The organism is Caulobacter segnis ATCC 21756, assembly GCF_000092285.1.
Lineage (GTDB): Bacteria > Pseudomonadota > Alphaproteobacteria > Caulobacterales > Caulobacteraceae > Caulobacter > Caulobacter segnis.
This window is the reverse complement of record NC_014100.1, coordinates 651,027-672,563: the sequence shown is the minus strand read 5'-3', so window position 1 is coordinate 672,563 and position 21,537 is coordinate 651,027. Positions and strand designations below refer to the sequence as shown.

The following is a 21,537-nucleotide window of genomic DNA, read 5'->3' as shown; positions in this document are numbered from 1 at the left end:
CAGGGCGCGTTAAAGAACCTCCCGGCGCGCCAAGTGGGCGATAGCGACGATCAGGGCCAGCAAGCCCAGCCCTCCGCCCAACGCCAGGGCCGTCTCGACGCGCCACGGCTGGCTCGCCAGCATGTTGACCGGCATCTGCCAGGGGAAGAACACGCCCTGCTTGGCGCTGGTCGCCACCACCGAGAAGAAGGTCCCGCCGATCCCCAGGGCCAGGGCCGGGACGAAGCTGGCGAACCGCAACGCCATCCACAGCTGGATGGCGATCATCAGCAGGGCGGCGGCCACGACCTTGGCGTTCAGCACCAGCGCCTTGGAGACATCGAGCGGCCCCACAGGCGCCACGGCCGGCTTAAGCGCCGAAGCGGCGGAGACGGCGCCCCAGGTGATCACCTGGTTCAGCAGCGTCATGACCACGACCAGGGCCACGACGCAAATCGCCTTGGCCGCGTAGAGCTTCCAGCGCGCCACCGGCAGGGCGCGCAGGTGATCCCAGGCGCGCGGGCCGTGCTCCATCTGGGCGACGAGAGCCGTCAGGGCCGTGACGCTCATGGGCAGCATGAAGAAGGCCCAGACCCCCGTCGACATTTGCAGCCACTTCTCCCACGGCATGGGATGCTGGGCCCGCAGCAGGCTGAAGAACGCGATGATCCCGATCAGGGACGGCGCGGCCACGGCCAGTACGGCGGCCAGGGATCGGTTCAGTTTGCGCAGTTCTACGGACAGGACGGCGATCATCAGGCGGCCTCGGCGAGGGACGAACGGAAACCGGCGACGCGGCGATAGATGTCCTCCAGGGACTGTTCGCGCGGACCGATGGCGAAGACGGACGCGCCGCTCTCGACGAGCAGTCGGGTGATGACGGCGGCGGCCTGATCAGGGTCCTCTCCCGACTTGAGCGCGACGGTCAGTCCCGCCTCGGCGGCGACGGGCGAGCGGCCCTGGGCCAGCAGGAGGCTCACCGCCCGCGTATCATCCCCGGTTCGCAGCACGAGCTCCGGCGCCAGATCGGCCTTCAGCCGCGCCAGTTCGCCCTCCAGCACCAGGCGGCCGTCATCGACCACGCCCACGTGGGTGGCGGTCTGCTCGATCTCGCCCAGAAGGTGGCTGGACAGCAGCACCGTCGCGCCCGTCCGCTCGGGCAGGCTCCTCAGGAAGCGGCGCATGTCGGCGATGCCGTCCGGGTCGAGGCCGTTGGTCGGCTCGTCCAGCAACAGCACGGGCGGCGCGCCTAGCATGGCGCGGGCAAGGCCCAAGCGCTGGCGCATGCCCAGGGAGTAGCCGGCCACCTTGCGATGGGCGTCGCGGCGCATCTCGACCACCTCCAGGACCCGCTCGATCTCCGCCGCGCCCAGGCCCAGCAGGGTCGCCGTCAGCGCCAGGTTCTCGCGCCCGGTGAGGTTGCCGTAGAAGCCGTGCGCCTCCAGCAACGCCCCGACCTGCCGCGCCGCCGCCATCCGCTGGCGGGCGACGTCCAGGCCGCGGACACGGACGCGCCCCGCGGTCGGCCGCAGCAGGCCCAGGACCATCTTCAGCGTCGTCGTCTTGCCCGCGCCGTTGCGTCCCAGGAAACCGTAGACGGCCCTTTCAGGCACGGTCATCGACAAGTCGTCGACCGCCAGACGCGCGCCGAAGCGTCGGGTAAGGCCCTCGGTCTCGATGGCGGCGGTCATGGGCGGCGCTCACGAAATTTAAGTCTAAGATAAAGTTGCAGACGGCGGATCTTTAAGTCAAGATTAAAGAAAGGACAGGATCCAACCGCGCGAGCCGCCATGAGCCAGACCGAAACCCTCGCCTTCCGCCGCATGTGCCGCCAGTTCCGCTGGCTGGCGATCTTCATGGTGCTCAGCGTCGGCGCCCTGGCCGCGGCGATGGCTTGGGTCTTCCCGCCGCTCTATGCGCTGGTGCATCGGGAGCCCCTCCGCGCCGATCAGATGCTGGGCGCGACGATCTGGAACCTGCCGATCGCCTGTTACCTGTTCGCGGTCTGGACAATCGGCCAGACGCTCGGAGAGCTGGCGAACGGTCGGCTCATTCAAGCCGCCCTGCCGCCCGCGTTGAGACGCGTCGGGATCGCCCTCGGCGTGGGCGGCCTCATCAGTGTGTTCGGGGTCACCAACCTGATGCGGCTGGTCGGCCAGACCAAGGGCGGCTATCTGCACTTCGACGTGGCCGGCATGACATTGGGCATGATCGGCGGCGCGGTCTTCCTGCTGGGCCGCGTGATGGACCAAGCCCTGGCCGCTCAAGCCGAACTCGACGAGATGATCTGATGCCCGTCCGCGTCACCCTCGACGCCCTCATCATCGCCAAGGGCCTCAAGGCGCGCGACCTGGCGGCGGAGGTCGGCCTCAGCGAGACCCAGCTGTCGCTGTTTCGCTCGGGCAAGGTGAAGGGCATCCGCTTCCGCACCTTGGCGCGCCTGTGCGCGGCTTTGGACTGCAAGCCGGGCGACCTGCTGGACTACGCCTTCGACGCCGAGGATCTGAACGCGCCCGACGAAGCCGACTGACGCCAGTCCGAGGCGGTCTGGCCCCACATCTGAGTCGGCCCGGCCGCGTCCATCGGCGGCGGCAGGGTGACCATCTCGACCAGACGAGAGCCCAGGCGCTGAGCCACGGCCTGAGACGGCAGGTTGTCGGGATGGATCATGTGGCCGACGAAATCCCATCCCAGCGTCTCGAAGACGAAGTCCAGGCAGGCGCTCGCCGCCTCGGTGGCGTAGCCCCGCCCCCAGGCCTCGCGATGGAAGAGCCAGCCGACTTCCGGCGCGGGCCAGCCTTCAGGACGCCAGGGACCGACACGGCCCAACCAGCGGCCGGTGGCCTTATCGATCGCCGAGAACTGGCCAAAGCCCAGTAGCGACCACATCCCGACCACCTGGGCCAGGGCGCGCCAGGCGATGCTCCGGGGCATCGCGCCGCCGAGATAGCGCATGCACTCGGAATCCATGTGGAACGCCGCCCAGCCGGCGTCGAAATCCGCCTGAACCGGCGCCCGCAGAATGAGACGTTCGGTTTCGATCGTCAGCGTCATACCCGTTTCCCTTGCGTAGGCCTTGCCGGACCGGCGTTCGCCCGGTCTAAGCTGCCTTAGGCTCCACCTTGAGTTCATCATGGGCGGTTTTGATTATCTACGGCTGATCGCCGCGACGCTGGTGGTCGCCCACCACGCCCGCGTCCTCGACGGGCGACCGCCGATCATGATCGGACCAAGCCTGGATCTCGGCGCGCTCGGCGTCGGTCTCTTCTTCGCGATCAGCGGCTATCTGGTGACAGGGAGCCTGAAGCAGACGCCGCGCGTGGGGACGTTCGTCGCCAAGCGCGCCCTGCGCATCTTCCCCGGCCTGCTGGCGGCGCTGCTGGTCACCGCCTTCATCATCGGCCCCATGAGCACGACGTTGAGCACGAGCGCCTACCTGGCCGATCCGGACGTCTACGGCTACATGCTGAAGAACCTGACGCTCTATGCGGTCGCCTACGACCTGCCTGGCGTGTTCCTGACCGTTCCCGTGGCGGGCGTCGTCAACGGATCGCTGTGGACGCTGCGGCTGGAGTTCACCGCCTATCTGGCGCTGGCGGCGCTCGGAGCGGCCCGCCAGGCGACGCCGAGGACTCTGACGGTCCTGGCGCTCGTGGCGGCGGCGGGCTCGACCGTGGTCCACGTCGCCGGCCTCGACGCTCGCGACGACCTCTTCCGCATCGCCTATCTGGCCGGGGTCAACGGGTTCCTGTTCCTGAGCGGCGCGGCCCTGAAGGCCAGCGGGCGACAGCCGCCGCTCTGGCTGGCCGGCGCCGCCGTGATCCTGCTGGCGACGCCCGTGTGGTTTCTGGGCCTGCCGCTGATCGTGCTGCGCCTGGGGGCGGTGGACACGCCGCGCCTGCCCGTCGACCTGTCCTACGGGCTCTACATCTACAGCTTCCCGCTACAGCAGATGCTGGCCGAACGGAGCCAGCTGAGCCTGGCGAAGTCGCTGGCCCTGACCCTGCCCTTCGCCCTGGCGTCCTGGCTTCTGGTCGAGAAGCCGGCGCTGCGGCTCAAGGCGCGACTGCCGCGCGCCCCGGCCAAGCCGATCCTCAGTCCCGCAGCGGCCGCAGTCGATTGACGTGGCCCATCTTGCGGCCGGAGCGAGCCTCGCCCTTGCCGTAGAGGTGGACGCGGGTCTCCGGCTCGGCGGCCAACTTCCTCCAGGCGTCGACATCGGCGCCCAGCAGGTTGGTCATCTCGACGTGATGGTGCGGCTGGGTGGGCCCCAGCGGCCAGCCGGCGACGGCGCGGATATGCTGCTCGAACTGGTCGACCTCGCAGCCGTCCTGGGTCCAGTGGCCGGTATTGTGGACGCGCGGGGCGAACTCGTTGACCAGCAGCTTGCCGCCCGCCAGCTCGAACAGCTCCACTCCGATCACGCCGACATAGTCGAGCGCGGTCAGGATCTTGGCGGCGATGGCCTCGGCCTGGTCGCGCGTCGCCGGGGTGATCTTGGCCGGGGCGACGGTGCGGCGCAGGACGCCGCCTTCGTGATGGTTCTCGCTGACCGGATAGCAGGCGATCTCGCCGTCGCGGCCGCGCGCGGCGATGACCGACAACTCGCGACCGAAGTCGGCGGGCGCTTCCAGGATCGCGGCCTGGCGGCCGATGCGGTCGAAGGCGGCCTCGGCCTCGCCGGCCCTCTGGATCCAGGCCTGGCCCTTGCCGTCATAGCCCTCGCGACGGGTCTTCAGCAGCGACGGCGCGCCGATGCGGGCCACCGCCTCGGCGAGGCTCTCGCTGTCGTGGACAGGCGCGAAGGCCACGGTCGGCACGCCGATCTCGGCCAGAAAGCTCTTCTCGGCCACGCGGTCCTGGGCGGCGGCCAGGGCCTTGGCGCCCGGCGAGACGACCGCGCCTAAGGCGGCCAGCTCGGCCACGGTGCCGGCGGGAACGTTCTCGAACTCGTAGGTGACGACGTCGCATGCCTCGGCCAGACGCTTCAGGGCCCAGCGGTCGTCATAGGTCGCAACGATCTGGCGAGCGGCGACGCGGCCTGCGGGGGACGCCTCTTCAGGGTCCTGGATCACCACGTCGAAGCCGAGGCGCGCGGCGGCCAAGGCCAGCATGCGGCCCAGTTGTCCGCCGCCCAGGATGCCGATGGTCGAACCGGGGACCAGGGGAAACTCAGCCATCTGTCTCTCAGTCCTCGACGCTTTCGGCGACGCTGTCGGTCTGGGCGGCGCGGAAGGCCGCCAGGCGCTGGGCCAGGGCCGCGTCCGACAGGGCCAGGATCTGGGCGGCCAGCAGGCCGGCGTTCTTGGCGCCCGCCTCGCCGATGGCCAGGGTGGCCACGGGGATCCCGCCGGGCATCTGAACGATCGAGAGCAGCGAATCGAGGCCCGACAGCGCCTTGGACTGCACCGGCACGCCGAGGACCGGGAGATTGGTCATCGAGGCGGCCATGCCCGGCAGGTGCGCCGCGCCGCCGGCGCCGGCGATGATCACCTTGTAGCCGGCCTTCTCCGCACCCGTGGCGAAGTCGAACAGGCGCTGGGGCGTGCGGTGGGCCGAGACCACCTTGGCCTCCCAGGCGACGCCCAGGCTGTCGAGCGCATCGGCGGCGCCCTTCATGGTCGGCCAGTCCGAACGGCTGCCCATGATGATGGCGACAGGCGGGGTGGTCGAAGACATCGGCGTCATCCCGTTGATGAAAGCCGCCCCGTATGCGCGTCCGGCCCTTCCGCGCAAGCCTAAAACGTCACCAAACGCCCGAAACAAGAGCGTGGAAAGCCACGCGCCCGCGACATCTCCCCGCCGCGATTGCGCCCGACGCGGTTACCGTTAACCATATTCAAGCTGTGCCATTTCGATTCGCGTAGGGTCATGAAGATCACCGGCGCCCGCACCGAGCCCTTCGCCGCCATCCGCAAGCGCGCCCTGGTGCGGGCGGGCGCCCAGGTCGCGGTCCGCGAGGTCTCCGCACCCGACAGCGCCGCGTTCCTGGGCCTGACCGAGGTCGATCTGACGCCCAAGGTGATCGAGGCCCTCCAGACGCTGATGACCGAGATCGAGGACCTCCGGAACGAGGTCTCGGCGCTGAAGCTGCGGCTGAACGAGGCGCAGAACCTGGCGGACATGGACGCCCTGACCCCGGTGCTGAACCGTCGCGCCTTCCTGCGGGAGATGAAGCGGGTCGCCGCCTTCGCCCAGCGCTACGGCTCGCCGGCCAGCGTGGTGTTCTTCGATCTGGACGGCTTCAAGTGGGTCAACGACCGCTTCGGCCACGCCGCCGGCGATCAGGCGCTGAAGGCCGTGGCCAAGCGCCTTCAGAACAACGTCCGTGAAAGCGACATCGTCGGCCGCATGGGCGGAGACGAGTTCGCCGTGCTCCTGGCCCAGGCCGACCGGGAGACCGCCCTCACCAAGGCCCGCGCCTTGGCCGACGCGGTGATGGGCGCGCCTGTTGAGTTCGGCGAGTGGTCCGCGCCGCTGCATATCTCCTACGGCGTGCGCGAGATCGAGCCCGGCGCCGACCCGGAGGCCGCGCTCGCCGAGGCCGACGCGGCCATGTTCATGCGCAAGCGCAAAGCCGTGGCTTAAGCGCCTTTTTGGACCACGAAAGGCGCGGACAACCGAAGATCGTGCGACCTTATCGCGCGGCGACCGCGTCTCGTTCGCAGTCTATGCTTTTCAGGTTCTGTTAAGCATGGCGGCGCGGGACGGATGCAGAAAATTCTGATCGCCGAGGACGATCCCGTCCTGTCGATGATCTACGAGATCACCCTGACCGAGGCTGGGTTCGAGGTCTTGCTGTGCCATGACGGCCAAGAGGCCTTCGAGGCGCTGGCCGGATTCGCGCCCGATCTCGTCATCACCGACCACTCGATGCCGCGCATGAGCGGCGGCGATCTGATCAGCGCCGTGCGCCGGACCTGTCCCCAAACCGCGACCCTGATGGCGTCCGGCGTAGACACGCACCTGCTGCGCGCCGACCAGCACGCCGACGCCCGCCTGGAAAAGCCGATCACGCCTGGACGGTTGCTGGATATGGTCCGCGCGATGGAGGCCGCGCAGGGTCAGGGCCATTAGGCCTTCTCATGCGGTCCGCTCGGCGGACGCCGGGTCCAGATCGGATGCGCGAACGGAGGATGTTCGACGGGCGCTCTAGCGCGACCGCCCAAGACGCCCACGACGGCTCGGGGCCCGGCCATCGCCGGAAAGCTCGGTGTCGGGCTAAGCGATGATGTCCGGCGTCAGCAGATCTTCCAGGCGGATGATCTCGTCCTTCAGAACCAGCTTCTTCTTCTTCAGGCGCGCGATCTGCAGCATGTCGGGCTGGTAGCGCTCTTCCAAAGCCTGGATGGCGTCGTCGAGATCCTTGTGCTCCTCGCGCAGTTCGGCGAGGCGGCGTTCGATCGCGATGTCGGTGTCGTCCGACGGATCGTCGTCGTTCATGGACATGATCTCAGATGGGCCCGTTGGAGAGATAGATGGGAAAGGCTGACGACCGGTAAAGGCGCTTAGCCGGACTGATTTTCAAGGGCCTTGGCGAGACGCTCGAGAGCGGCCCGACGAGGGGGGTCGCCGGACGCCTCGGCGGCGGCCACGAGCCCCTCGATAAGGGAGGCCGGCGCGCCGGCGGGCCCCGTCATGGCCTCCAGACTCTCCAGCAGCACCCGTTCGCCCTGCAGCTCCACGGCCTTGACCGCGTCGCGCAGCGCCTCCTTGGCGCCCTCGTCGACCGGCGGACGCGGTGGCTTCAAGGCCCGCCGCACGCCACGCAGGGGCGCGCCGACCTCGGCGTCCCAGGCGCGCATCAGCCGCGCGGCCTCTTTCAGGTCCGCCGAGCGTCCCTCGCCCGCCGCCCAGGCGGCCCAAAGCAGGTAAGGGACGTTCTGTCCGTGGCCGTCCTGCAGGTTCAGGCACGCCTCCGCGACAGGTTGTCGCGCATAGACGTCCAAGGCCCAGTCCCAGATGCGCATCGCCGTTAACCCTCACCCTTGCCGGTGATGGTCTCCAGGTCCTCGCCCCAGCGCTTCACCGGCCGCCAGGAGAGATCGAAGAGGTCCAGCGCGCGGCCGACCGACTGATCGACCATCTCGGCGATCGAGGCGGGCTTGGCGTAGAAGGCCGGCAGCGGCGGGGCGATCACCGCGCCCATCTCGGCCAGCTTGGTCATGGTGCGCAAATGGCCCAGGTGCAGCGGCGTCTCGCGGATCATCAGGACGAGCGTCCGGCGCTCCTTCAGCGTCACGTCGGCGGCGCGGGTCAGCAGCGAAGACGTTACGCCCGTGGCGATCTCGCTCATCGTGCGCACCGAGCACGGCGCGATGATCATCCCCAGCGTGCGGAACGAGCCAGAGGCGATCGAGGCCCCGACATCGGCGGCGCGATGCACGACGTCGGCCTTGGCGTTGACCTCGGAGACGGTCAGCCCTGCCTCCTGGGCGAGCGTCAACGCCGCGGATTTAGACAACACCAGGTGGCTCTCGACGCCCAGCTCGCGCAGCGCATCCAGCGTCCGCAGGCCGTAGACCACACCCGAGGCGCCCGTGATCCCGACCGCCAACCTTTGCCGATCAACGGTCTTTGAAACGTCGGTCATGGTGAATGTTCGTCCGTCATGGGAGCAAAAACGGGCCCGTCAAGCGCCGCCGATTGCAATCATATGTGATCTGACAGCGTCGCGCAGCGGGTGTTCACTTTCCTCTCCAACAGCAAGGAGCCGAGAGCCATGGCCATCGAATCCCGTATCCGCGAGCTTGGGTCCCGTCACGAGAACCTCGAGCGCAAGATCCAGGAGGAGACCAGTCGACCCGCTTGCGATGGAACGATGCTCCGAGAGCTGAAGCGGCAGAAGCTTCGGCTGAAGGAAGAGATCGAGGGCCTTAGGGCGCGAATGCACTAGCTGCTAGTTGGCAGCCGAAAAACGAGAGGCCCCGCTCCGGCAAGGAGCGGGGCCTTTGTTTTTCGGCCGCGACCTCCCCCCGGGCTCGAGCCGGGAGAGGGACCGGGCCGGTCCTAGTCTTCGTCTTCCTCGTCGACGTAGGCCGTCGACTGGCCGAACACGTCCTCAGCCTTGATCTCGCCGCGCTTGGCTCGGAAGTCTTCTTCCTCTTCCTCGACCTCGGGCTCGAACTGGCCGGCTTCCGAGGCGGGGCGCAGGGTCGGGTCTTCCGGCAGGATGCCCTTCTTCAGGTCGTCCTTGGCCTTCTTCTCGGCCGCCTTCTTGACCAGCGCGTCCAGCTCCAGCTGGCCGACGAGGCCCAGGGTCACCGGGTCGACCGGCTTGATGTTGGCGGCGTTCCAGTGCGTGCGGGCGCGGACCTGCTCGATGGTGGCCTTGGTGGTGCCGAGGATCTTGGAGATCTGGGCGTCGGTCACTTCCGGGTGGTGGCGCAGGAACCAGGCGATGGCGTCCGGGCGGTCCTGACGACGCGACACCGGAGTGTAGCGCGGGGCCTTCTTCTGCGGCTTCAGCAGTTCGGCGTGGCGGCTGACCTGGGCCTTCATCCGGTAGTCCGGATTGGCCTGGGCGCGGTCCAGCTCCTCGCGGGTCAGCTGGCCGTTGCCGATCGGGTCGGCGCCGCGGATGTCGCGCGCCACTTCACCGTCGGCGATGCCGCGCACTTCCAGCGGGTGCAAACCGCAGAAATCGGCGATCTGCTCGAAGCTGAGCGAGGTGTTGTCCACCAACCAGACGGCGGTCGCCTTGGGCATCAGGATGTCGGACATGCGGTCCTCCAGAAATGACGGCGCCCGGCCTTTCGGCCGGGCGGGATGTTGTAAACGCTATAATGCGGTTCTGGAAAAAAGGGAACGGGGATCACAAAGCCCCCGACGCCCAGAAGCAACGCCCGCTAGTCGACCGTCAGCACCACCTTGCCCACGTGCTCGCCAGCCTCCAGGTGCGCGTGGGCCTTGGCGGCCAGGGCCAGGGGGAAGGTCGCGTCGACGATCGGTTTCAGCTTGCCCGCCGCCACCCAGGGCCAGGCGACGCGCTCGACCTCGGCGGCCAGGCGCGCCTTCTCATCCGCTGGGCGAGGACGCAGGGTCGAGCCCGTGATCACCGCCCGCTTCTGCATGATCTTCATCACCGGGACCTCCAGCGTCGAGCCGCCCAGGCTGGCGATGTAGACGATGCGACCGCCGGTGTTCAGGGCGTCGAGGTTCTTCTCGAAATAGCTGGCCCCGACCATGTCGAGGATCACGTCCGCGCCGCCGGCGGCCTTCACGACCTCGGCGAAGTCCTCGGTCTTGGCGTCGATGGCGATGTCGGCGCCCAGCTCGAGAGCCTTGGCCTTCTTGTCGGCGCCGCGCCCCGTGGCGATGACCTTGGCGCCAGCCGCCTTGGCCATGGCGATCGCGGTCGTCCCAATTCCGGACGTCCCACCATGAACCAGCAGGGTCTCGCCGGCCTTCAGGGCGCCGTGCTCGAACACGTTGGCGAAAACCGTGAACACCGTCTCGGGCAGGGCCGCGGCGTGGATCAGATCAAGATCGCCCGGGATCGGCAGGGCGTGGCGCGCGTCAACGACAGCGTACTCGGCGTAGCCGCCGCCGCCCAGCAGGGCGCAAACCTTGTCGCCGACCTTCCAGCGCCCCGCGCCGACAACCACTTCCCCCGCGACCTCGAGGCCGAGGGTCTCGGGCGCCCCGGGCGGCGGTGGATAGAAGCCCATGCGCTGCAACAGATCCGGACGGTTCACCCCGGCGGCGGCGACCTTGATGAGGATCTGGCCCGGTCCCGGTTCGGGACGGTTGGCGGTCACCGCCTTCAGAGCCTCGGCGGCTCCCTTGCCGCCCTCGATCGCGATCGCGGTCATCGTCTCGCCCATGGCGGCTCCCTTCGTGTGACTTGCCTTGCGGCTTAGGTAGGCGTCAGATGACGGCCGGAAAAGGGAGAATGCCGATGTTCGAGGATGCTGCGGAACCGCGCGCCTTCAGCGGACGCGCTCTGATCGAGGCCACGCACGAGGACCTTGAGATCTACGGCGTCGCGGAACTGGAAGAGCGCATCGCCGCGCTCCAGGCCGAAATCGAGCGCACCAAGACCCAGCTGGCCAAGAAGAAAGCGGGCCGCGACGCGGCCAATGCGCTGTTTGGTCGCCTCGACTAACGGTTCCTTTAAGGTTTCGGTGAGGTTACTGGCGTCTTAAGGCGTTCCATTCCGCCCTCGGACGTAGTTTAGATGTGGTCGGTTCGAGAGGGCGGGTCGCGAAACGGGACATCGGCGTCTGGCACGAGGGTTGCAGTTCCCTCGGTCTGAGCGAGATCTCCTCGCGGCCTTTCGAAGGGGCATTGAGTAGCTATGACCGAAGTCAACGCGTTGGCCGATACGCCTTGGCGCGCCGGAGTCATCCAGGACTTCGCCCGATCGGAACTGTTCGACCGCACGTTCGAGGAAGGCATGCAGCTGGTCGAGGAGACCGCCGCCTATCTCGACGGCGCCGGCCGGCATGACAGCAAGATCCTTTCGCGCAACGCCGCCCTCAGCTACGCCAGCGAAAGCATGCGCCTGACGACGCGCCTGATGCAGGTGGCCTCGTGGCTGCTGGTCCAGCGCGCCGTCCGCGAAGGCGAGATGCCGCCGGAAGCCGCCTGCGCCGAGAACTATCGCATGGCCGAGGAAGCGATCGGCGATCCCGCGCCGATCGAGGAACTGCCGTTCGGCCTGACGAACCTCCTGCATCGCTCGGAGCGCCTATACGAACGCGTCCGGCACCTGGACCGCCGCATGTACGTGGAATCACCCAGCGAGGAGGCCCCGCGTCCGGTGCAGGCCCAGTTCGACCGGCTGACGGCGGCGTTCGGCGGGTAAGGCCCGCCTCAGCGCCCGCCGTACCGCATCTTCGCCAGCGCCTCGACCATCTCGCTGGCCAGGTCCATCGGCTTCAGACCCGCCTTCCACTTCTCGAAGGCCATGACGTTGTCGATCCGGGCGTCCAGGTGCGACAGCGCCGAATCGCGGCCCGAGGCCATGTCGACGGCCAGGGTCGACACAAGAATCCCCGACAGGATCGCCCGCTTCGAATAGTGGTTCTCGTCGGTCGCGGCGTCCCCGGCCCAGCGCCAGATCCCGTCGGCCGATTCCCAGGTCAGCCGCGCGGCCAGCGGCAGGTTGGTCGGGAAGGCCAAGAACACGGCCAGGGGCCGCAGGACGTCGCCGTTCTCTTGCGCCGCGTCGAGGCGCGCGATCACGCCCTCGCGAATCCGCTGACGAATCTTCAGGCTGGCCAGATCGAAGCCGCGCAGGCGCTGGAGCGCCGCCGCGTCATGGCGTCGCGACAGCAGCGCGGCGAGGTCCCGCGGCCCTTCCGGCAACAGAAGCTGCCCCTCGGCCTGCGAAAGGCCCGCCGCGGCCAGGGCCTGGCCGACAAGTCCGGCGTTCCAGCCGGCGGTCGGCGCCAGGCGCAAGGCCTCGTCCAGAACGCGTTGCTCGGCGGAGTCGGCCCAATTGGCGCCCGCCTGACCCGAAGCTTGACCGGATGTCTCGACATTTTCGCTCATGAATCCGAGTCTACACCGGTGTTTAAGCCGCGTCGCGCATGGACAGGACGCGCGCGCTCTGCTATCAGCCCCGCCTCATCGCCTGGGAGCACCCCTTCCAGGTTACCCGGTTTTGTTCGCCCGCCCGGCCCCTCAAGAGGGACTTGGGAATATTGGTCGGGCTGTCGAATGGAGAGATACCCCTGGTCCAGATTTTCGTCCGCGACAACAACGTCGATCAGGCCCTGAAGGCCCTCAAGAAGAAGATGCAGCGCGAGGGCTCGTTCCGCGAAATGAAGCGGCACGTGCACTACGAAAAGCCGTCGGAAAAGCGCGCTCGCCAAAAGGCCGAAGCCGTCCGTCGCGCTCGCAAGCTGGCCCGCAAGCGCGCTCAGCGCGAAGGCCTGCTGCCGATGCCGAAGAAGGCGGGCGGTCGCTAAGACCCCTTCCCTTCGCATCGCCGAAGATTTCGAAGGCCGCGCGGCGATCCGCGCGGCCTTCGTCGTTTCTGGAGTGTCGCCGCCTTAGCGCCCCGTCCCGCCCCGCTTGCGGGGAGGTGGCTCGGCGCGCGGGGACGAGACGGAGGGGGCGCTCTTGACGCGTCAGCCCTTCGCCCGCGCCTCGGCCACGAAGGCGACCGCGCGGACGATGTGGTCGGCGAAGCGCCGGCCGATCAGCAGGGTGTGGCTGGCGCCCTCGACGTGATCCACCAGCCCGTGCTCGGAACGGCGGGCGGGGGCCTCCTGCATCGCCTTGCGCGCCTCGCGGCCGGCGACCGGACCGGCGGTGACCACCGCCACCGGCCATTTGGGGTCGAAGGGCGGCTGCTGGCCGGCCTGGGCCGAGGCCTCCGCCCACAGGCTGACCTCCTCGGCCGAGGTGCGGTTGTGCCGGCCATTGGCGAAGGCCCACCCTTTCTCGGCCTTGGCGGCCGGCGGCAGGTCGATCTTGTCGCCCAGGCGCGTATGGACCAGCGGCTTGTAGAGCCCGATGGAGGCCCCTCGGGCCGCCCATTTCGAGATGCTGGCGAAGGTCTTGATGAAGCCCTGCATCTGGGGGTTCTGGGCGGCCTCGGGTCCGGCGGCGTCGGCCAGGACCAGACCCGCCACCTTGTCGGGATTGCGTCCGGCGAACTGGCGAAGACGCAGGCCCGCCATCGAATGGCCGACAAGAATGTAGGGCCCAGGCTCGCCAGAAGCGGCGATCAGCTTCTCGAAATCCGAGACGATGGCCAAGCCGTCGCGCGGCGAGGGCCCGCGCGGCGAATAGCCCATGCCGGCGCGGTCATAGGCGCACGAGCGCCAACCAGCGGCGGTCAGCGCCTCCTGCACCGCGCCCCAGTCGGCGGCCAGGCCGAAGGCCCCGGCCTCCAGCCAGACGACGGGGCGATCGCTCTTGGGTCCCTCGCAGACCAGCCGCAGCGTCCGCCCCGGCTCGATCTCGACCATCTGCCCCCTGGGCTTGGGCGCGCCGGCGGCGCTCATCAGCCCTCCGACCGCGATGTAGGAAACAAGCAGGAGCGCGAAGCCCGCGACGCCACGGCCGAGAAACTGGATCATGGCGTTCAATGTAGTAGCGGTTTGTGACGCGTCGAGGCGCGATCGGCCGGGTTCGGAGCTTTATCCCTCGGAAACGGCGATCCGCGTGCGCACGCGGCCGCTCTTGGTGCGGGTGACGGGCGCGCCCTTCACGCCATCGGGCCACTTGGAAACCACCGCCAGGCGCACCTTCTTCGATACGCGCCCCGCGGCGCGGATCGGCAGGTCGTCGGCTTCGGCGAAGCTGCGGCCCATGAAAAAGGCGGGATTCAGCGGCTTGTCGCCCTTGCGGATTTCGAAGTGCAGATGCGAGCCGGTCGAGCGACCCGAATTGCCGACGAAGGCGACGGTCGCTCCGCGACGAACGTAGGCGCCCTGCTTGACGCCTCGGGCGGGCGCCTTGAGGTGAGCGTAGAGCGTGGTCATGCCGCCCTTGTGCATGACCTCGACGAAGCGGCCGTAGGTGGGGCTCACGCCGGTCCGCTTGACCACGCCGTCGGCCGAGGCCTTGACCGGCGCGCCCGCGGGGGCGGCGATGTCGACACCCTGGTGCAGGCGGCCATTCTCTTCCCAAGGCAGCTGACGCAGACCGAACGGCGAGTCGATCGTTCGGCCGGGCAAGGGCGCGTCGAAGACGAAGGCGGGCGGCGGCGGTTCGGGGGTCTCGAGTTCGGTCGGGGGCGGCGAGGCCTCCTCGACGACCGTCGCGACGGCGGGCGGCTTGGCGATCCAGGCGCCCAGGGCCGAAACGCCGTTCAAGGCGCCGACCGTGGCCGCCATGCCCAGCGCCACAAGAAAAGCCATACGCAGCTGCGGAGCAGGAATGGCCAAGCTTCTTGAAATCAAACCACTACCTCTCGGAACATCCGGTCAATCGAGAGGACCGCGCCAAGGCGGCTCAACTCACATACTTGACCTTTCGGGATCATGAACGGCGGGCTCTATGACTTGCCGATTTGGCCAAAACAGGGCGCAGCTTAACCATTCGTTTGCAATAATCTGGGTTTTGCGCCCCCACTTACTGTAGCCCTCGCCGCTCCACTTGATCGTGGCGAGCGAAAGCTTGCAACGCGCGCCCAACGCGAGACGCATCCAGAAACGGATGTCAGCGGCAGGAACATTACAAGCAAGTAATCATGAATGTTCCGTCATTCTCTTAATTACACGTCATGACGCAGTCGTAACGGGACTTTCCGGCTTCGAAAAAATACACAGTATTCATCGGCGCGAAAAACAGCGCCATTCAGAGGGATACTTCAAATGCGCAAGTTCATCATGAGCTTCACCACCGTCGCCAGCCTGAGCCTGGCCGCCGTTCCGGTCCTGGGTCTGACGCAAGCGGCCAACGCCGCCGAACCCGTCGTCCGCGTCAGCTACAGCGACCTGAACCTCTCGAACCCCGCCCAGGCCGCTGTCTTCAAGGTTCGCATCGAGACCGCCGGCGAAACGCTCTGCCGCGCCAAGCTGCGCAGCGGCGACCTGGACATGCCGTTCCGCGGCTGCGTGGCCGAAGTGCACCGCGAGGTCGAACGCCAACTGCCGAAGGCCCAGCGCCAGGCCCTGGCCAGCGCCGCCCGCGCTCAAGCGATCGAGGTCGCTGCGCAGTGATCGTGGGTCGTTTCCAAGGCGAGCGCCCCTAAACCAGCGGCGCTCGCTCGATCCGACAACGAAAAAGGCCCCGGCGTCACCGCTGGGGCCTTTCGCGGTTCTGGGCGCCGTGACGAGCGCCTAGAGCCCCTTCACGATGCCTTCGACCATCTTCTTGGCGTCGGCGAACAGCATCATGGTGTTGTCCTTGAAGAACAGCTCGTTCTCCACGCCGGCATAGCCCGAGGACATGCCGCGCTTCACGAAGAGGACGGTGCGGGCCTTCTCGACGTCCAGGATCGGCATGCCGAAGATCGGGCTCTGCGGATCGGTCTTGGCCGCCGGGTTGGTGACGTCGTTGGCGCCGATCACGAAGGCCACGTCGGCCGTCGAGAACTCGCTGTTGATGTCCTCCAGCTCGAAGACCTCGTCATAGGGGACGTTGGCCTCGGCCAGCAGCACGTTCATGTGGCCCGGCATCCGGCCGGCGACGGGGTGGATGGCGTACTTCACCTCGACGCCCTCCTCCTTCAGCTTGTCGGCCATCTCGCGCAGGGCGTGCTGGGCCTGGGACACGGCCATGCCGTAGCCCGGGACGATGATCACCTTGCTGGCGTTCTTCATGATGAAGGCCGCGTCGTCGGCCGAGCCCTGCTTGACCGGACGGGTCTCGACCTTGCCGCCAGGACCAGCGGCCGCGGCGTCGGCGCCGAAGCCGCCGAGGATCACCGAGACGAAGCTGCGGTTCATGCCCTTGCACATGATGTAGGACAGGATCGCGCCCGACGAGCCGACGAGGGCGCCGGTGATGATCAGGGTGGTGTTCTCGAGCGTGAAGCCCAGCGCCGCCGCCGCCCAGCCGGAATAGCTGTTCAGCATCGACACCACGACCGGCATGTCCGCGCCGCCGATCGGGATGATCAGGGTGACGCCGATCAGGAGGCTCAGAGCGAAGATGCCCCAGAAGGCCCAGATGGCCGAGCCGCCGCTCACCACCAGCACCACCACCAGGGCGACGATGGCCGCGGCGATCACGACGTTCAGCAGGTGGCGGGCCGGCAGCAGGATCGGCGCGCCACCCATGTTGCCGTTCAGCTTGGCGAAGGCGATGACCGAGCCCGTGAAGGTGATGGCGCCGATGGCCAGGCCCAGCGACAGCTCGATCAGGCTGTTGAGGTGGATCGCGCCGTCCTCGCCCACGATACCGTAGGCGGCCGGCGTGTAGATGGCGGCCACGGCCACTAGGCAGGCGGCCATGCCGACCAGCGAGTGGAAGGCGGCGACCAGTTGCGGCATCGAGGTCATGGCGACCTTGCGGGCGATGATCGCCCCGACCGCGCCCCCGACGGCGACGCCGCCCAGGATCAGGCCCAGGGTCACCACGTCGAGCGCGCCCTGGCTCCACAGGGTGGCCAGGGTGGTGCCGACGGCGATGGCCATGCCGATCATGCCGTTACGGTTGCCCGTCTGGCTCGTCACCGGACTGGAGAGGCCGCGGAGCGCGAGGATGAACAGCACCCCCGAGACGATGTAGAGAATGGCGGCGAGATTGGCGTTCATGATCTTGTTCTCCCCCTAGTCCCGCTCACTTCTTCTCTTTCTTCTTGTACATCGCCAGCATGCGCTGGGTGACCAAGAAGCCGCCGAAGATGTTGACCGCCGCGAAGGCCGCGGCGATCGCGCCGGCCCCCTTGGAGATCCAGGTCGAGCCCGTGACGGCTTCACCGGCCGCGCCATGCGCCGCGGCGGCCAGCAGGGCGCCGACGATGATCACCGACGAGATGGCGTTGGTCACGGCCATCAGCGGCGTGTGCAGCGCGGGCGTCACGCTCCAGACCACGTAGTAGCCGACGAAGATGGCGAGCACGAAGATCGCCAGACGGAACACGGTGGGGTCGACGGCTTCCATGAGGGGCCTCCCTTTCGATGTTGGAGTTAGGCGGTCTTCAGGTTCGGATGGACGATCGCGCCACCTAGGGTGACGACGGCGGCCTTGAGGATCTCGTCCTCGAAGTCGGGGGCGAAGACGCCTTCCTTGTTCGTGAACAGGGCCGACAGGGCCACCAGGTTGCGCGCGTAGAGCGCGCTGGCGTCGGTGGCGATACGGCCGGGCAGGTTGGCATGGCCGAGGATCTTCACGCCGTTCGGCGTCAGGACCGTCTCGTTCAGCTTGGCCCCTTCGACATTGCCGCCCTGCTCGATGGCCAGATCGACCAGGATCGAGCCCGCGCGCATCGAGGCCACCTGGGCCGCGCTGACCAGCTTCGGCGCGGGGCGGCCCGGGATCAGGGCCGTGGTGATGACGATGTCCTGCTTGGCGATGTGGCTGGAGACCAGCTCGGCCTGCTTGGCCTGGTACTCCTTGGACATCTCCTTGGCGTAGCCGCCGGCGGTCTGGGCGTTCTTGAACTCCTCGTCCTCGACGGCCAGGAACTTGGCGCCCAGGCTCTCGACCTGTTCCTTGGTGGCAGGGCGCACGTCGGTGGCGGTCACGACCGCGCCGAGGCGACGGGCGGTGGCGATGGCCTGCAGGCCGGCGACGCCCACGCCCATGATGAACACCTTGGCCGCGGCGACGGTGCCGGCGGCGGTCATCATCATCGGCAGGGCCTTGCCGTAGGCTTCGGCGCCCTCGATCACGGCGCGATAGCCGGCGAGGTTGGCCTGGCTGGAGAGCATGTCCATCACCTGGGCGCGGGTGATGCGCGGGATGAACTCCATGGCGATCGCGGTCGCGCCGGCCTTGGCCAGGGCGTCCAGCGTCTCCTTGTCCTGGTAGGGATTGAGCGCGGCGGCGACGATCGCGCCGCTCTTCAGGGCCGCGATCTCGGCGGCTTCCGGCGCGCGGACCTTGAACAGGACGTCGGCGTCCTTGATCGCGTCCTTGGCGGTCTTGGCGATCTTGGCGCCCGCCGCCTCGTAGTCGGCGTCCGGATAGGACGCGGCCGTCCCGGCGCCCGCCTGCACGACCACCGAGAAGCCGGCCGCGCCGAGCTTCTTGACGGTTTCAGGCGTGGCCGCGACCCGCGTCTCGTTCGCGCGGGTTTCTTTCGTGACGGCGATGACGGCCATCGGCATACCCCTCCCCAGAGCGCTGTTTCCTCACCAGGATGAGGCGCTCTGTAGGGGATAGTCTTGCCTCTTGTCGAGGCGTGACGTGCAGGTCAGGGAAAAAATATGCCGATGTCTACCGGTGTCAGTGGGCCGGAGCGGGCTTTTCGCGAAGCAGCACAATACCCAGGGCCAGCAGCACGACGGCGGCGATAGCGCTACCAATGAAACCGGCCGGCGTGCAGAACAGCAGGGTGATGAACAGCAGCAGGACCGCGACGGCCAGCGAACCCCACTTCGTCATCTTGCCGAAAGCGTCGTAGGTCGCTGCTTGCTCAGAGATGTCCATTTCACCGCGGTGATAGTCGCCGGCCATGTGTCGTCCTCAGTGGAAAAGAATTACGCCTTCGCCCGATACAACGCGGGCCGCCGGGGCTCAAGCGTCCGAATTGCCCCAGGTCTCCGCGGCAAAGCGCGCGCGCACGGCTTGGACGGCCTGATCGACGGTGATGTCGCCGATTCGCCCTTCCCCGCCGTCGAGGCGCGTAAGCCAGCGCGAATAGGCCGGCACGGGCGCGGTGCCCATCAGGCCGACACACGGCGTCCCCACGGCGGCGGCGACGTTGAGCGCGCCCGAGTCGTTGCCGAGGAATCCCGCCGACAGGGCGATCAGGGCGGCTGACTGGTCGAGCGGCAGGTCGCAGGCGACGATGTTGTTCGGCAGGTCGCCGATCGCCGCCCGGGCGATCTCCGCCTCGTGCGGCCCACCGACCCAGAACACGGTCCCGAACAGGTCGGCGACCTGGCGCGCGGTCTCGGCGAAGCGCTCGGCCGGCCAGGTGCGCGCCGGCTCGCTGGCCCCGATCCCCAGGCACAGCCAAGGACCCGGATGGCCGGCGTAGCGCGCTTTCACGGCCTCGACGGCCTGCGGGTCCAGCTTGAGCGCGGGCTCCCGGCTTGCGACCGCCAGGCCATGCGCGGCCTCGAAGGCGGCGAGCTTGTCGATCCGGTGCGCCGGACGCATGGACTTGGGCAGGTAGGGCCCCTTGCTCAGGAACCGCTCCTGTCCGTGCCCCAGGCCAAAGCCTCGGCGCTCGGGCACGCCAGCCAGGAAGGCGGCGATGGCCGGTCGATCGATCTTCTCCAGGATCCAGACCGCGCGCGGCGTCTCGGCCTTGCACAGACGGAAGAAGTCGAGCGTCTCGCGGACACCCTTGAGCTTGTCCTTGTAGTGCGGCGCGTACAGCACCCGGGCGACGGACGGCTCGACCTTCAGCACCTCGGCCGCTCGGCTCGACGGCCGCGCCACCAGCACGACCTGGCCCTCCGGCGTCGTCGCCGCGATGGCGCGGATGGTCGGCAGATGCCACATCAGGTCGCCGATCCCACGATCGGGCGCATAGATAAGAACAGGACCGGTCATGGCCGTCAGGCCCAGGCCGCCAGCAGTCCGCGAAGCCCGGCCACGAAGGCCAGGGGCTGGTCGATCATCACGTGGTGGTCGGCGTCGGGAATGGGCAAGAGCAACACGTCCTCGGGCATTTGCGCGAGCATATAGTCCAAGGTCTCGACGTGCATCAGGTTCGAGCGCTCGCCCCACATCAAGGCGGCCGGACAGGCGATCTCGGGCAACAGCGCCCCAAGATCGGGCATGCGGAAATTGTGCCAGAGGTCCGGATCGAACTTCCAGGTCCAGCCGTCCTCGACCGCCTTCAGAGACCGGCGCGCGATGAAATCGGCGATGTAGAGGTTTTCGCAGGGCTGCGGCGGCGCCAGTCGGAACCGCGTCAGGGCTTCCTCAAGGGTTGGATAGGCGCGCATGCCCTGGCCGGAGCGGGGCGGCGGACCCTTCCAGCGTTTGTGCGGCGGCTGGATGCTGCTGTCGACCATGATCGCCCCGCGCAGGCGCTCGGGATGGCGCGCGGCGCAGTAGAGGGTTGGAAAGCCGCCGAACGAGTGGCCGACCACGATCGGCTTGACCCCGCCCGCCTCTAGACCGGCCGCCTCGACGGCGGCGAAGATTTCCGACGCGAACAGCTCGGCGCTGTAGGCCTCGCGCCAGTCGCTGCCGCCCATGCCCGACCACGAGATCGCCGCCACCCGCCAGTCTTTCGCGAAGAACGGGGCGATGAAGCTCCACCAGTCGGCGTGGGCGCCGTTGCCGTGCAGGAACAGCAAGCCCGGCTTGCCGACCTCGCCCCAGGTCAGCAGCTCGATGGTCGCGCCTTCCACGGAAATCGTCGATCGCTCCGGAGACTGGGCGATAGCGGCGTCGAACCAGGCCGGCGCGGGCGGGGCCTTTCCGTGAAACGGCGCCAGCAGCGAGGCGGGCGCGGCCTGATCGTCGGCCATCGCTTACGCCTCTTCCTTGTAGGCCAGCTCGCCCGGACGCGGCTTGCGCGGGCTCAGCGCCTTGAAGATGCCGGTGCCGGTGATCAGGGTGCGCTCGCCGCACCAGATGCGGCCGCGCACGGTGAAGACCAGGTCCTCCTCGGCGATCAGCTCGCCCTCGCCCTCCACCCAGTCACCCAGCTTGGCGCCGGAGAGGAAGTCGCACATCAGCCGGACCGTCACCCAGCTGTAGGACTTTTGCAGCGAGATGATCCGCCCCCAGGCCATGTCGGCGAAGCTCATCAGCATGCCGCCGTGGCAGTTGCCCAGGCCGTTGGTGTGATGCTCCTCGACCCGGAAGGCCAACCGCGCCTCGCCCGGCCCTTCGCGTTGCTCGAACAACGGCCCGATCTGCCGGCCGAAGCCGCGGGACCAGTTCAGCTGGGAAAAGCCTTCGGGGATCGCCGCGGTCTGGGCGTCTGTCAGGTCGTCGGACATATGGTCAGGCTAACGATCGTTTGAAAAAAGGGGAAGCCTTCCGTAAGGACGGCAAACCGGCCGGCGTCTAACCTCT

General features: G+C 68.1%; 29 protein-coding genes and 1 pseudogene. 10 read left to right on the top strand and 20 right to left on the bottom strand.

The features are described from left to right. Positions 1–9 precede the first annotated feature (9 nt). Both CSEG_RS03195 and CSEG_RS03190 read right to left on the bottom strand, forming a co-directional pair. Positions 10–735, bottom strand: a complete 726-nt coding sequence (locus tag CSEG_RS03195; protein ID WP_013077826.1) for an ABC transporter permease — start codon at positions 733–735, stop codon at positions 10–12. Further along, the gene (locus CSEG_RS03190) at positions 735–1,670 is read right to left on the bottom strand and encodes an ABC transporter ATP-binding protein (RefSeq protein ID WP_013077825.1); all 936 of its coding nucleotides are present in this window, start codon (positions 1,668–1,670) and stop codon (positions 735–737) included. The genes CSEG_RS03195 and CSEG_RS03190 overlap by 1 nt, the downstream gene beginning before the upstream one ends. A 99-nt stretch (positions 1,671–1,769) precedes the next feature. Between CSEG_RS03190 and CSEG_RS03185 the strand changes: the two genes are divergently transcribed. Further along, complete coding sequence (locus tag CSEG_RS03185; protein ID WP_013077824.1) at positions 1,770–2,270, top strand: DUF2975 domain-containing protein; 501 nt, start codon at positions 1,770–1,772, stop codon at positions 2,268–2,270. Beyond that, positions 2,270–2,509, top strand: coding sequence for a helix-turn-helix domain-containing protein (locus tag CSEG_RS03180; protein WP_013077823.1), 240 nt, complete (start codon positions 2,270–2,272; stop codon positions 2,507–2,509). Before CSEG_RS03185 ends, CSEG_RS03180 begins: the two co-directional genes overlap by 1 nt. On the opposite strand, the gene CSEG_RS03175 is transcribed toward CSEG_RS03180, so the two are convergent. Continuing rightward, the gene (locus CSEG_RS03175; protein ID WP_013077822.1) at positions 2,461–3,033 is read right to left on the bottom strand and encodes a GNAT family N-acetyltransferase; all 573 of its coding nucleotides are present in this window, start codon (positions 3,031–3,033) and stop codon (positions 2,461–2,463) included. The two genes, CSEG_RS03180 and CSEG_RS03175, sit on opposite strands and share 49 nt — an antisense overlap. A gap of 79 nt (positions 3,034–3,112) precedes the next feature. Between CSEG_RS03175 and CSEG_RS03170 the strand changes: the two genes are divergently transcribed. After that, positions 3,113–4,102 carry an acyltransferase family protein gene (locus tag CSEG_RS03170; RefSeq protein ID WP_053463718.1) on the top strand — a complete coding sequence of 330 codons (990 nt, stop codon included), beginning with the start codon at positions 3,113–3,115 and terminating at the stop codon, positions 4,100–4,102. Here the strand turns inward: CSEG_RS03170 and CSEG_RS03165 are convergent. Further along, entirely contained in the window at positions 4,074–5,159 is a 1,086-nt protein-coding gene (locus CSEG_RS03165) for a 5-(carboxyamino)imidazole ribonucleotide synthase (protein WP_013077820.1), read from the bottom strand. The genes CSEG_RS03170 and CSEG_RS03165 overlap by 29 nt on opposite strands. 7 nt (positions 5,160–5,166) lie before the next feature. Then, the gene (purE, locus tag CSEG_RS03160; protein WP_013077819.1) at positions 5,167–5,658 is read right to left on the bottom strand and encodes a 5-(carboxyamino)imidazole ribonucleotide mutase; all 492 of its coding nucleotides are present in this window, start codon (positions 5,656–5,658) and stop codon (positions 5,167–5,169) included. 192 nt (positions 5,659–5,850) lie between these two features. On the opposite strand from purE, the gene CSEG_RS03155 reads away from it, so the two are divergent. Both CSEG_RS03155 and CSEG_RS03150 read left to right on the top strand, forming a co-directional pair. After that, positions 5,851–6,567 carry a GGDEF domain-containing protein gene (locus CSEG_RS03155; RefSeq protein ID WP_013077818.1) on the top strand — a complete coding sequence of 239 codons (717 nt, stop codon included), beginning with the start codon at positions 5,851–5,853 and terminating at the stop codon, positions 6,565–6,567. A 123-nt stretch (positions 6,568–6,690) separates the two neighbouring features. Next, a complete protein-coding gene (locus CSEG_RS03150) occupies positions 6,691–7,056 on the top strand; it encodes a response regulator (RefSeq protein WP_013077817.1) in 366 nt (121 codons plus the stop codon). A gap of 144 nt (positions 7,057–7,200) precedes the next feature. Here the strand turns inward: CSEG_RS03150 and CSEG_RS03145 are convergent, their stop codons facing one another. The 3 genes and pseudogenes from CSEG_RS03145 to CSEG_RS03135 form a co-directional block, all read right to left on the bottom strand. Beyond that, positions 7,201–7,431 carry a YdcH family protein gene (locus CSEG_RS03145; RefSeq protein WP_193852717.1) on the bottom strand — a complete coding sequence of 77 codons (231 nt, stop codon included), beginning with the start codon at positions 7,429–7,431 and terminating at the stop codon, positions 7,201–7,203. Positions 7,432–7,487: 56 nt separating this feature from the next. After that, positions 7,488–7,965, bottom strand: a pseudogene (locus tag CSEG_RS03140) (TIGR02444 family protein). Continuing rightward, on the bottom strand, positions 7,955–8,572 hold the full coding sequence (locus CSEG_RS03135) for a UbiX family flavin prenyltransferase (RefSeq protein WP_013077814.1): 618 nt from the start codon (positions 8,570–8,572) through the stop codon (positions 7,955–7,957). The pseudogene CSEG_RS03140 and the gene CSEG_RS03135 overlap by 11 nt, the downstream one beginning before the upstream one ends. 129 nt (positions 8,573–8,701) lie before the next feature. Between CSEG_RS03135 and CSEG_RS03130 the strand changes: the two genes are divergently transcribed. After that, complete coding sequence (locus CSEG_RS03130; protein ID WP_013077813.1) at positions 8,702–8,875, top strand: YdcH family protein; 174 nt, start codon at positions 8,702–8,704, stop codon at positions 8,873–8,875. A 113-nt stretch (positions 8,876–8,988) separates the two neighbouring features. Here the strand turns inward: CSEG_RS03130 and CSEG_RS03125 are convergent, their stop codons facing one another. Both CSEG_RS03125 and CSEG_RS03120 read right to left on the bottom strand, forming a co-directional pair. After that, positions 8,989–9,702 carry a DUF1013 domain-containing protein gene (locus CSEG_RS03125; RefSeq protein WP_013077812.1) on the bottom strand — a complete coding sequence of 238 codons (714 nt, stop codon included), beginning with the start codon at positions 9,700–9,702 and terminating at the stop codon, positions 8,989–8,991. A gap of 125 nt (positions 9,703–9,827) precedes the next feature. After that, a complete protein-coding gene (locus CSEG_RS03120; RefSeq protein ID WP_013077811.1) occupies positions 9,828–10,805 on the bottom strand; it encodes an NAD(P)H-quinone oxidoreductase in 978 nt (325 codons plus the stop codon). 74 nt (positions 10,806–10,879) lie between these two features. On the opposite strand from CSEG_RS03120, the gene CSEG_RS03115 reads away from it, so the two are divergent. Further along, positions 10,880–11,086 (top strand): DUF1192 domain-containing protein, encoded by a 207-nt coding sequence (locus CSEG_RS03115; protein ID WP_013077810.1) that lies wholly within the window; start codon positions 10,880–10,882, stop codon positions 11,084–11,086. 192 nt (positions 11,087–11,278) lie between these two features. Further along, positions 11,279–11,788, top strand: coding sequence for a protease adaptor protein RcdA (gene rcdA, locus CSEG_RS03110; protein ID WP_013077809.1), 510 nt, complete (start codon positions 11,279–11,281; stop codon positions 11,786–11,788). An 8-nt stretch (positions 11,789–11,796) separates the two neighbouring features. On the opposite strand, the gene CSEG_RS03105 is transcribed toward rcdA, so the two are convergent. Beyond that, positions 11,797–12,477 (bottom strand): COQ9 family protein, encoded by a 681-nt coding sequence (locus CSEG_RS03105; RefSeq protein WP_013077808.1) that lies wholly within the window; start codon positions 12,475–12,477, stop codon positions 11,797–11,799. A gap of 182 nt (positions 12,478–12,659) precedes the next feature. Between CSEG_RS03105 and rpsU the strand changes: the two genes are divergently transcribed. Beyond that, the gene (rpsU, locus tag CSEG_RS03100) at positions 12,660–12,896 is read left to right on the top strand and encodes a 30S ribosomal protein S21 (RefSeq protein ID WP_082769410.1); all 237 of its coding nucleotides are present in this window, start codon (positions 12,660–12,662) and stop codon (positions 12,894–12,896) included. Between the two features lie 162 nt (positions 12,897–13,058). Here the strand turns inward: rpsU and CSEG_RS03095 are convergent, their stop codons facing one another. Beyond that, entirely contained in the window at positions 13,059–14,015 is a 957-nt protein-coding gene (locus tag CSEG_RS03095) for an alpha/beta fold hydrolase (protein WP_013077806.1), read from the bottom strand. A 60-nt stretch (positions 14,016–14,075) separates the two neighbouring features. Beyond that, positions 14,076–14,798 carry a M23 family metallopeptidase gene (locus CSEG_RS03090; protein ID WP_013077805.1) on the bottom strand — a complete coding sequence of 241 codons (723 nt, stop codon included), beginning with the start codon at positions 14,796–14,798 and terminating at the stop codon, positions 14,076–14,078. Positions 14,799–15,254: 456 nt separating this feature from the next. On the opposite strand from CSEG_RS03090, the gene CSEG_RS21845 reads away from it, so the two are divergent. Continuing rightward, positions 15,255–15,602, top strand: a complete 348-nt coding sequence (locus tag CSEG_RS21845; RefSeq protein ID WP_013077804.1) for a UrcA family protein — start codon at positions 15,255–15,257, stop codon at positions 15,600–15,602. 120 nt (positions 15,603–15,722) lie between these two features. Here CSEG_RS21845 and CSEG_RS03080 read toward each other — a convergent pair whose 3' ends face one another. From CSEG_RS03080 to CSEG_RS03050, 7 genes are all read right to left on the bottom strand, one after another. After that, positions 15,723–17,141: an NAD(P)(+) transhydrogenase (Re/Si-specific) subunit beta gene (locus CSEG_RS03080; protein WP_013077803.1), complete on the bottom strand. Its 1,419-nt coding sequence runs from the start codon at positions 17,139–17,141 to the stop codon at positions 15,723–15,725. A gap of 25 nt (positions 17,142–17,166) precedes the next feature. After that, entirely contained in the window at positions 17,167–17,490 is a 324-nt protein-coding gene (locus CSEG_RS03075) for a proton-translocating transhydrogenase family protein (RefSeq protein WP_013077802.1), read from the bottom strand. A 26-nt stretch (positions 17,491–17,516) separates the two neighbouring features. Beyond that, positions 17,517–18,659: a Re/Si-specific NAD(P)(+) transhydrogenase subunit alpha gene (locus CSEG_RS03070; RefSeq protein ID WP_167535113.1), complete on the bottom strand. Its 1,143-nt coding sequence runs from the start codon at positions 18,657–18,659 to the stop codon at positions 17,517–17,519. Between the two features lie 118 nt (positions 18,660–18,777). Then, entirely contained in the window at positions 18,778–19,008 is a 231-nt protein-coding gene (locus CSEG_RS03065; protein WP_013077800.1) for an aa3-type cytochrome c oxidase subunit IV, read from the bottom strand. Between the two features lie 60 nt (positions 19,009–19,068). Continuing rightward, positions 19,069–20,055: a glycosyltransferase family 9 protein gene (locus CSEG_RS03060; protein WP_013077799.1), complete on the bottom strand. Its 987-nt coding sequence runs from the start codon at positions 20,053–20,055 to the stop codon at positions 19,069–19,071. 5 nt (positions 20,056–20,060) lie between these two features. Further along, on the bottom strand, positions 20,061–20,984 hold the full coding sequence (locus CSEG_RS03055) for an alpha/beta fold hydrolase (protein ID WP_013077798.1): 924 nt from the start codon (positions 20,982–20,984) through the stop codon (positions 20,061–20,063). 3 nt (positions 20,985–20,987) lie between these two features. Next, positions 20,988–21,461 (bottom strand): PaaI family thioesterase, encoded by a 474-nt coding sequence (locus CSEG_RS03050; RefSeq protein WP_013077797.1) that lies wholly within the window; start codon positions 21,459–21,461, stop codon positions 20,988–20,990. Positions 21,462–21,537 lie beyond the last annotated feature (76 nt).

Bases quoted from the DNA above. Each gene is read 5' to 3' on its own strand.
- CSEG_RS03075 (WP_013077802.1), bottom strand. From the start codon at position 17,490: ATGGAAGCCGTCGACCCCACCGTGTTCCGTCTGGCGATCTTCGTGCTC.
- CSEG_RS03095 (WP_013077806.1), bottom strand. From the start codon at position 14,015: ATGATCCAGTTTCTCGGCCGTGGCGTCGCGGGCTTCGCGCTCCTGCTT.
- CSEG_RS03130 (WP_013077813.1), top strand. From the start codon at position 8,702: ATGGCCATCGAATCCCGTATCCGCGAGCTTGGGTCCCGTCACGAGAAC.
- CSEG_RS03155 (WP_013077818.1), top strand. From the start codon at position 5,851: ATGAAGATCACCGGCGCCCGCACCGAGCCCTTCGCCGCCATCCGCAAG.
- CSEG_RS03050 (WP_013077797.1), bottom strand. From the start codon at position 21,461: ATGTCCGACGACCTGACAGACGCCCAGACCGCGGCGATCCCCGAAGGC.
- CSEG_RS03135 (WP_013077814.1), bottom strand. From the start codon at position 8,572: ATGACCGACGTTTCAAAGACCGTTGATCGGCAAAGGTTGGCGGTCGGG.
- CSEG_RS21845 (WP_013077804.1), top strand. From the start codon at position 15,255: ATGCGCAAGTTCATCATGAGCTTCACCACCGTCGCCAGCCTGAGCCTG.
- CSEG_RS03175 (WP_013077822.1), bottom strand. From the start codon at position 3,033: ATGACGCTGACGATCGAAACCGAACGTCTCATTCTGCGGGCGCCGGTT.
- CSEG_RS03080 (WP_013077803.1), bottom strand. From the start codon at position 17,141: ATGAACGCCAATCTCGCCGCCATTCTCTACATCGTCTCGGGGGTGCTG.
- CSEG_RS03070 (WP_167535113.1), bottom strand. From the start codon at position 18,659: ATGCCGATGGCCGTCATCGCCGTCACGAAAGAAACCCGCGCGAACGAG.
- CSEG_RS03165 (WP_013077820.1), bottom strand. From the start codon at position 5,159: ATGGCTGAGTTTCCCCTGGTCCCCGGTTCGACCATCGGCATCCTGGGC.
- CSEG_RS03195 (WP_013077826.1), bottom strand. From the start codon at position 735: ATGATCGCCGTCCTGTCCGTAGAACTGCGCAAACTGAACCGATCCCTG.
- CSEG_RS03150 (WP_013077817.1), top strand. From the start codon at position 6,691: ATGCAGAAAATTCTGATCGCCGAGGACGATCCCGTCCTGTCGATGATC.
- CSEG_RS03125 (WP_013077812.1), bottom strand. From the start codon at position 9,702: ATGTCCGACATCCTGATGCCCAAGGCGACCGCCGTCTGGTTGGTGGAC.
- CSEG_RS03170 (WP_053463718.1), top strand. From the start codon at position 3,113: ATGGGCGGTTTTGATTATCTACGGCTGATCGCCGCGACGCTGGTGGTC.
- CSEG_RS03190 (WP_013077825.1), bottom strand. From the start codon at position 1,670: ATGACCGCCGCCATCGAGACCGAGGGCCTTACCCGACGCTTCGGCGCG.
- CSEG_RS03105 (WP_013077808.1), bottom strand. From the start codon at position 12,477: ATGAGCGAAAATGTCGAGACATCCGGTCAAGCTTCGGGTCAGGCGGGC.
- CSEG_RS03185 (WP_013077824.1), top strand. From the start codon at position 1,770: ATGAGCCAGACCGAAACCCTCGCCTTCCGCCGCATGTGCCGCCAGTTC.
- CSEG_RS03060 (WP_013077799.1), bottom strand. From the start codon at position 20,055: ATGACCGGTCCTGTTCTTATCTATGCGCCCGATCGTGGGATCGGCGAC.
- CSEG_RS03120 (WP_013077811.1), bottom strand. From the start codon at position 10,805: ATGGGCGAGACGATGACCGCGATCGCGATCGAGGGCGGCAAGGGAGCC.
- rcdA (WP_013077809.1), top strand. From the start codon at position 11,279: ATGACCGAAGTCAACGCGTTGGCCGATACGCCTTGGCGCGCCGGAGTC.
- CSEG_RS03180 (WP_013077823.1), top strand. From the start codon at position 2,270: ATGCCCGTCCGCGTCACCCTCGACGCCCTCATCATCGCCAAGGGCCTC.
- purE (WP_013077819.1), bottom strand. From the start codon at position 5,658: ATGTCTTCGACCACCCCGCCTGTCGCCATCATCATGGGCAGCCGTTCG.
- CSEG_RS03065 (WP_013077800.1), bottom strand. From the start codon at position 19,008: ATGGCCGGCGACTATCACCGCGGTGAAATGGACATCTCTGAGCAAGCA.
- CSEG_RS03090 (WP_013077805.1), bottom strand. From the start codon at position 14,798: ATGGCTTTTCTTGTGGCGCTGGGCATGGCGGCCACGGTCGGCGCCTTG.
- CSEG_RS03055 (WP_013077798.1), bottom strand. From the start codon at position 20,984: ATGGCCGACGATCAGGCCGCGCCCGCCTCGCTGCTGGCGCCGTTTCAC.
- CSEG_RS03115 (WP_013077810.1), top strand. From the start codon at position 10,880: ATGTTCGAGGATGCTGCGGAACCGCGCGCCTTCAGCGGACGCGCTCTG.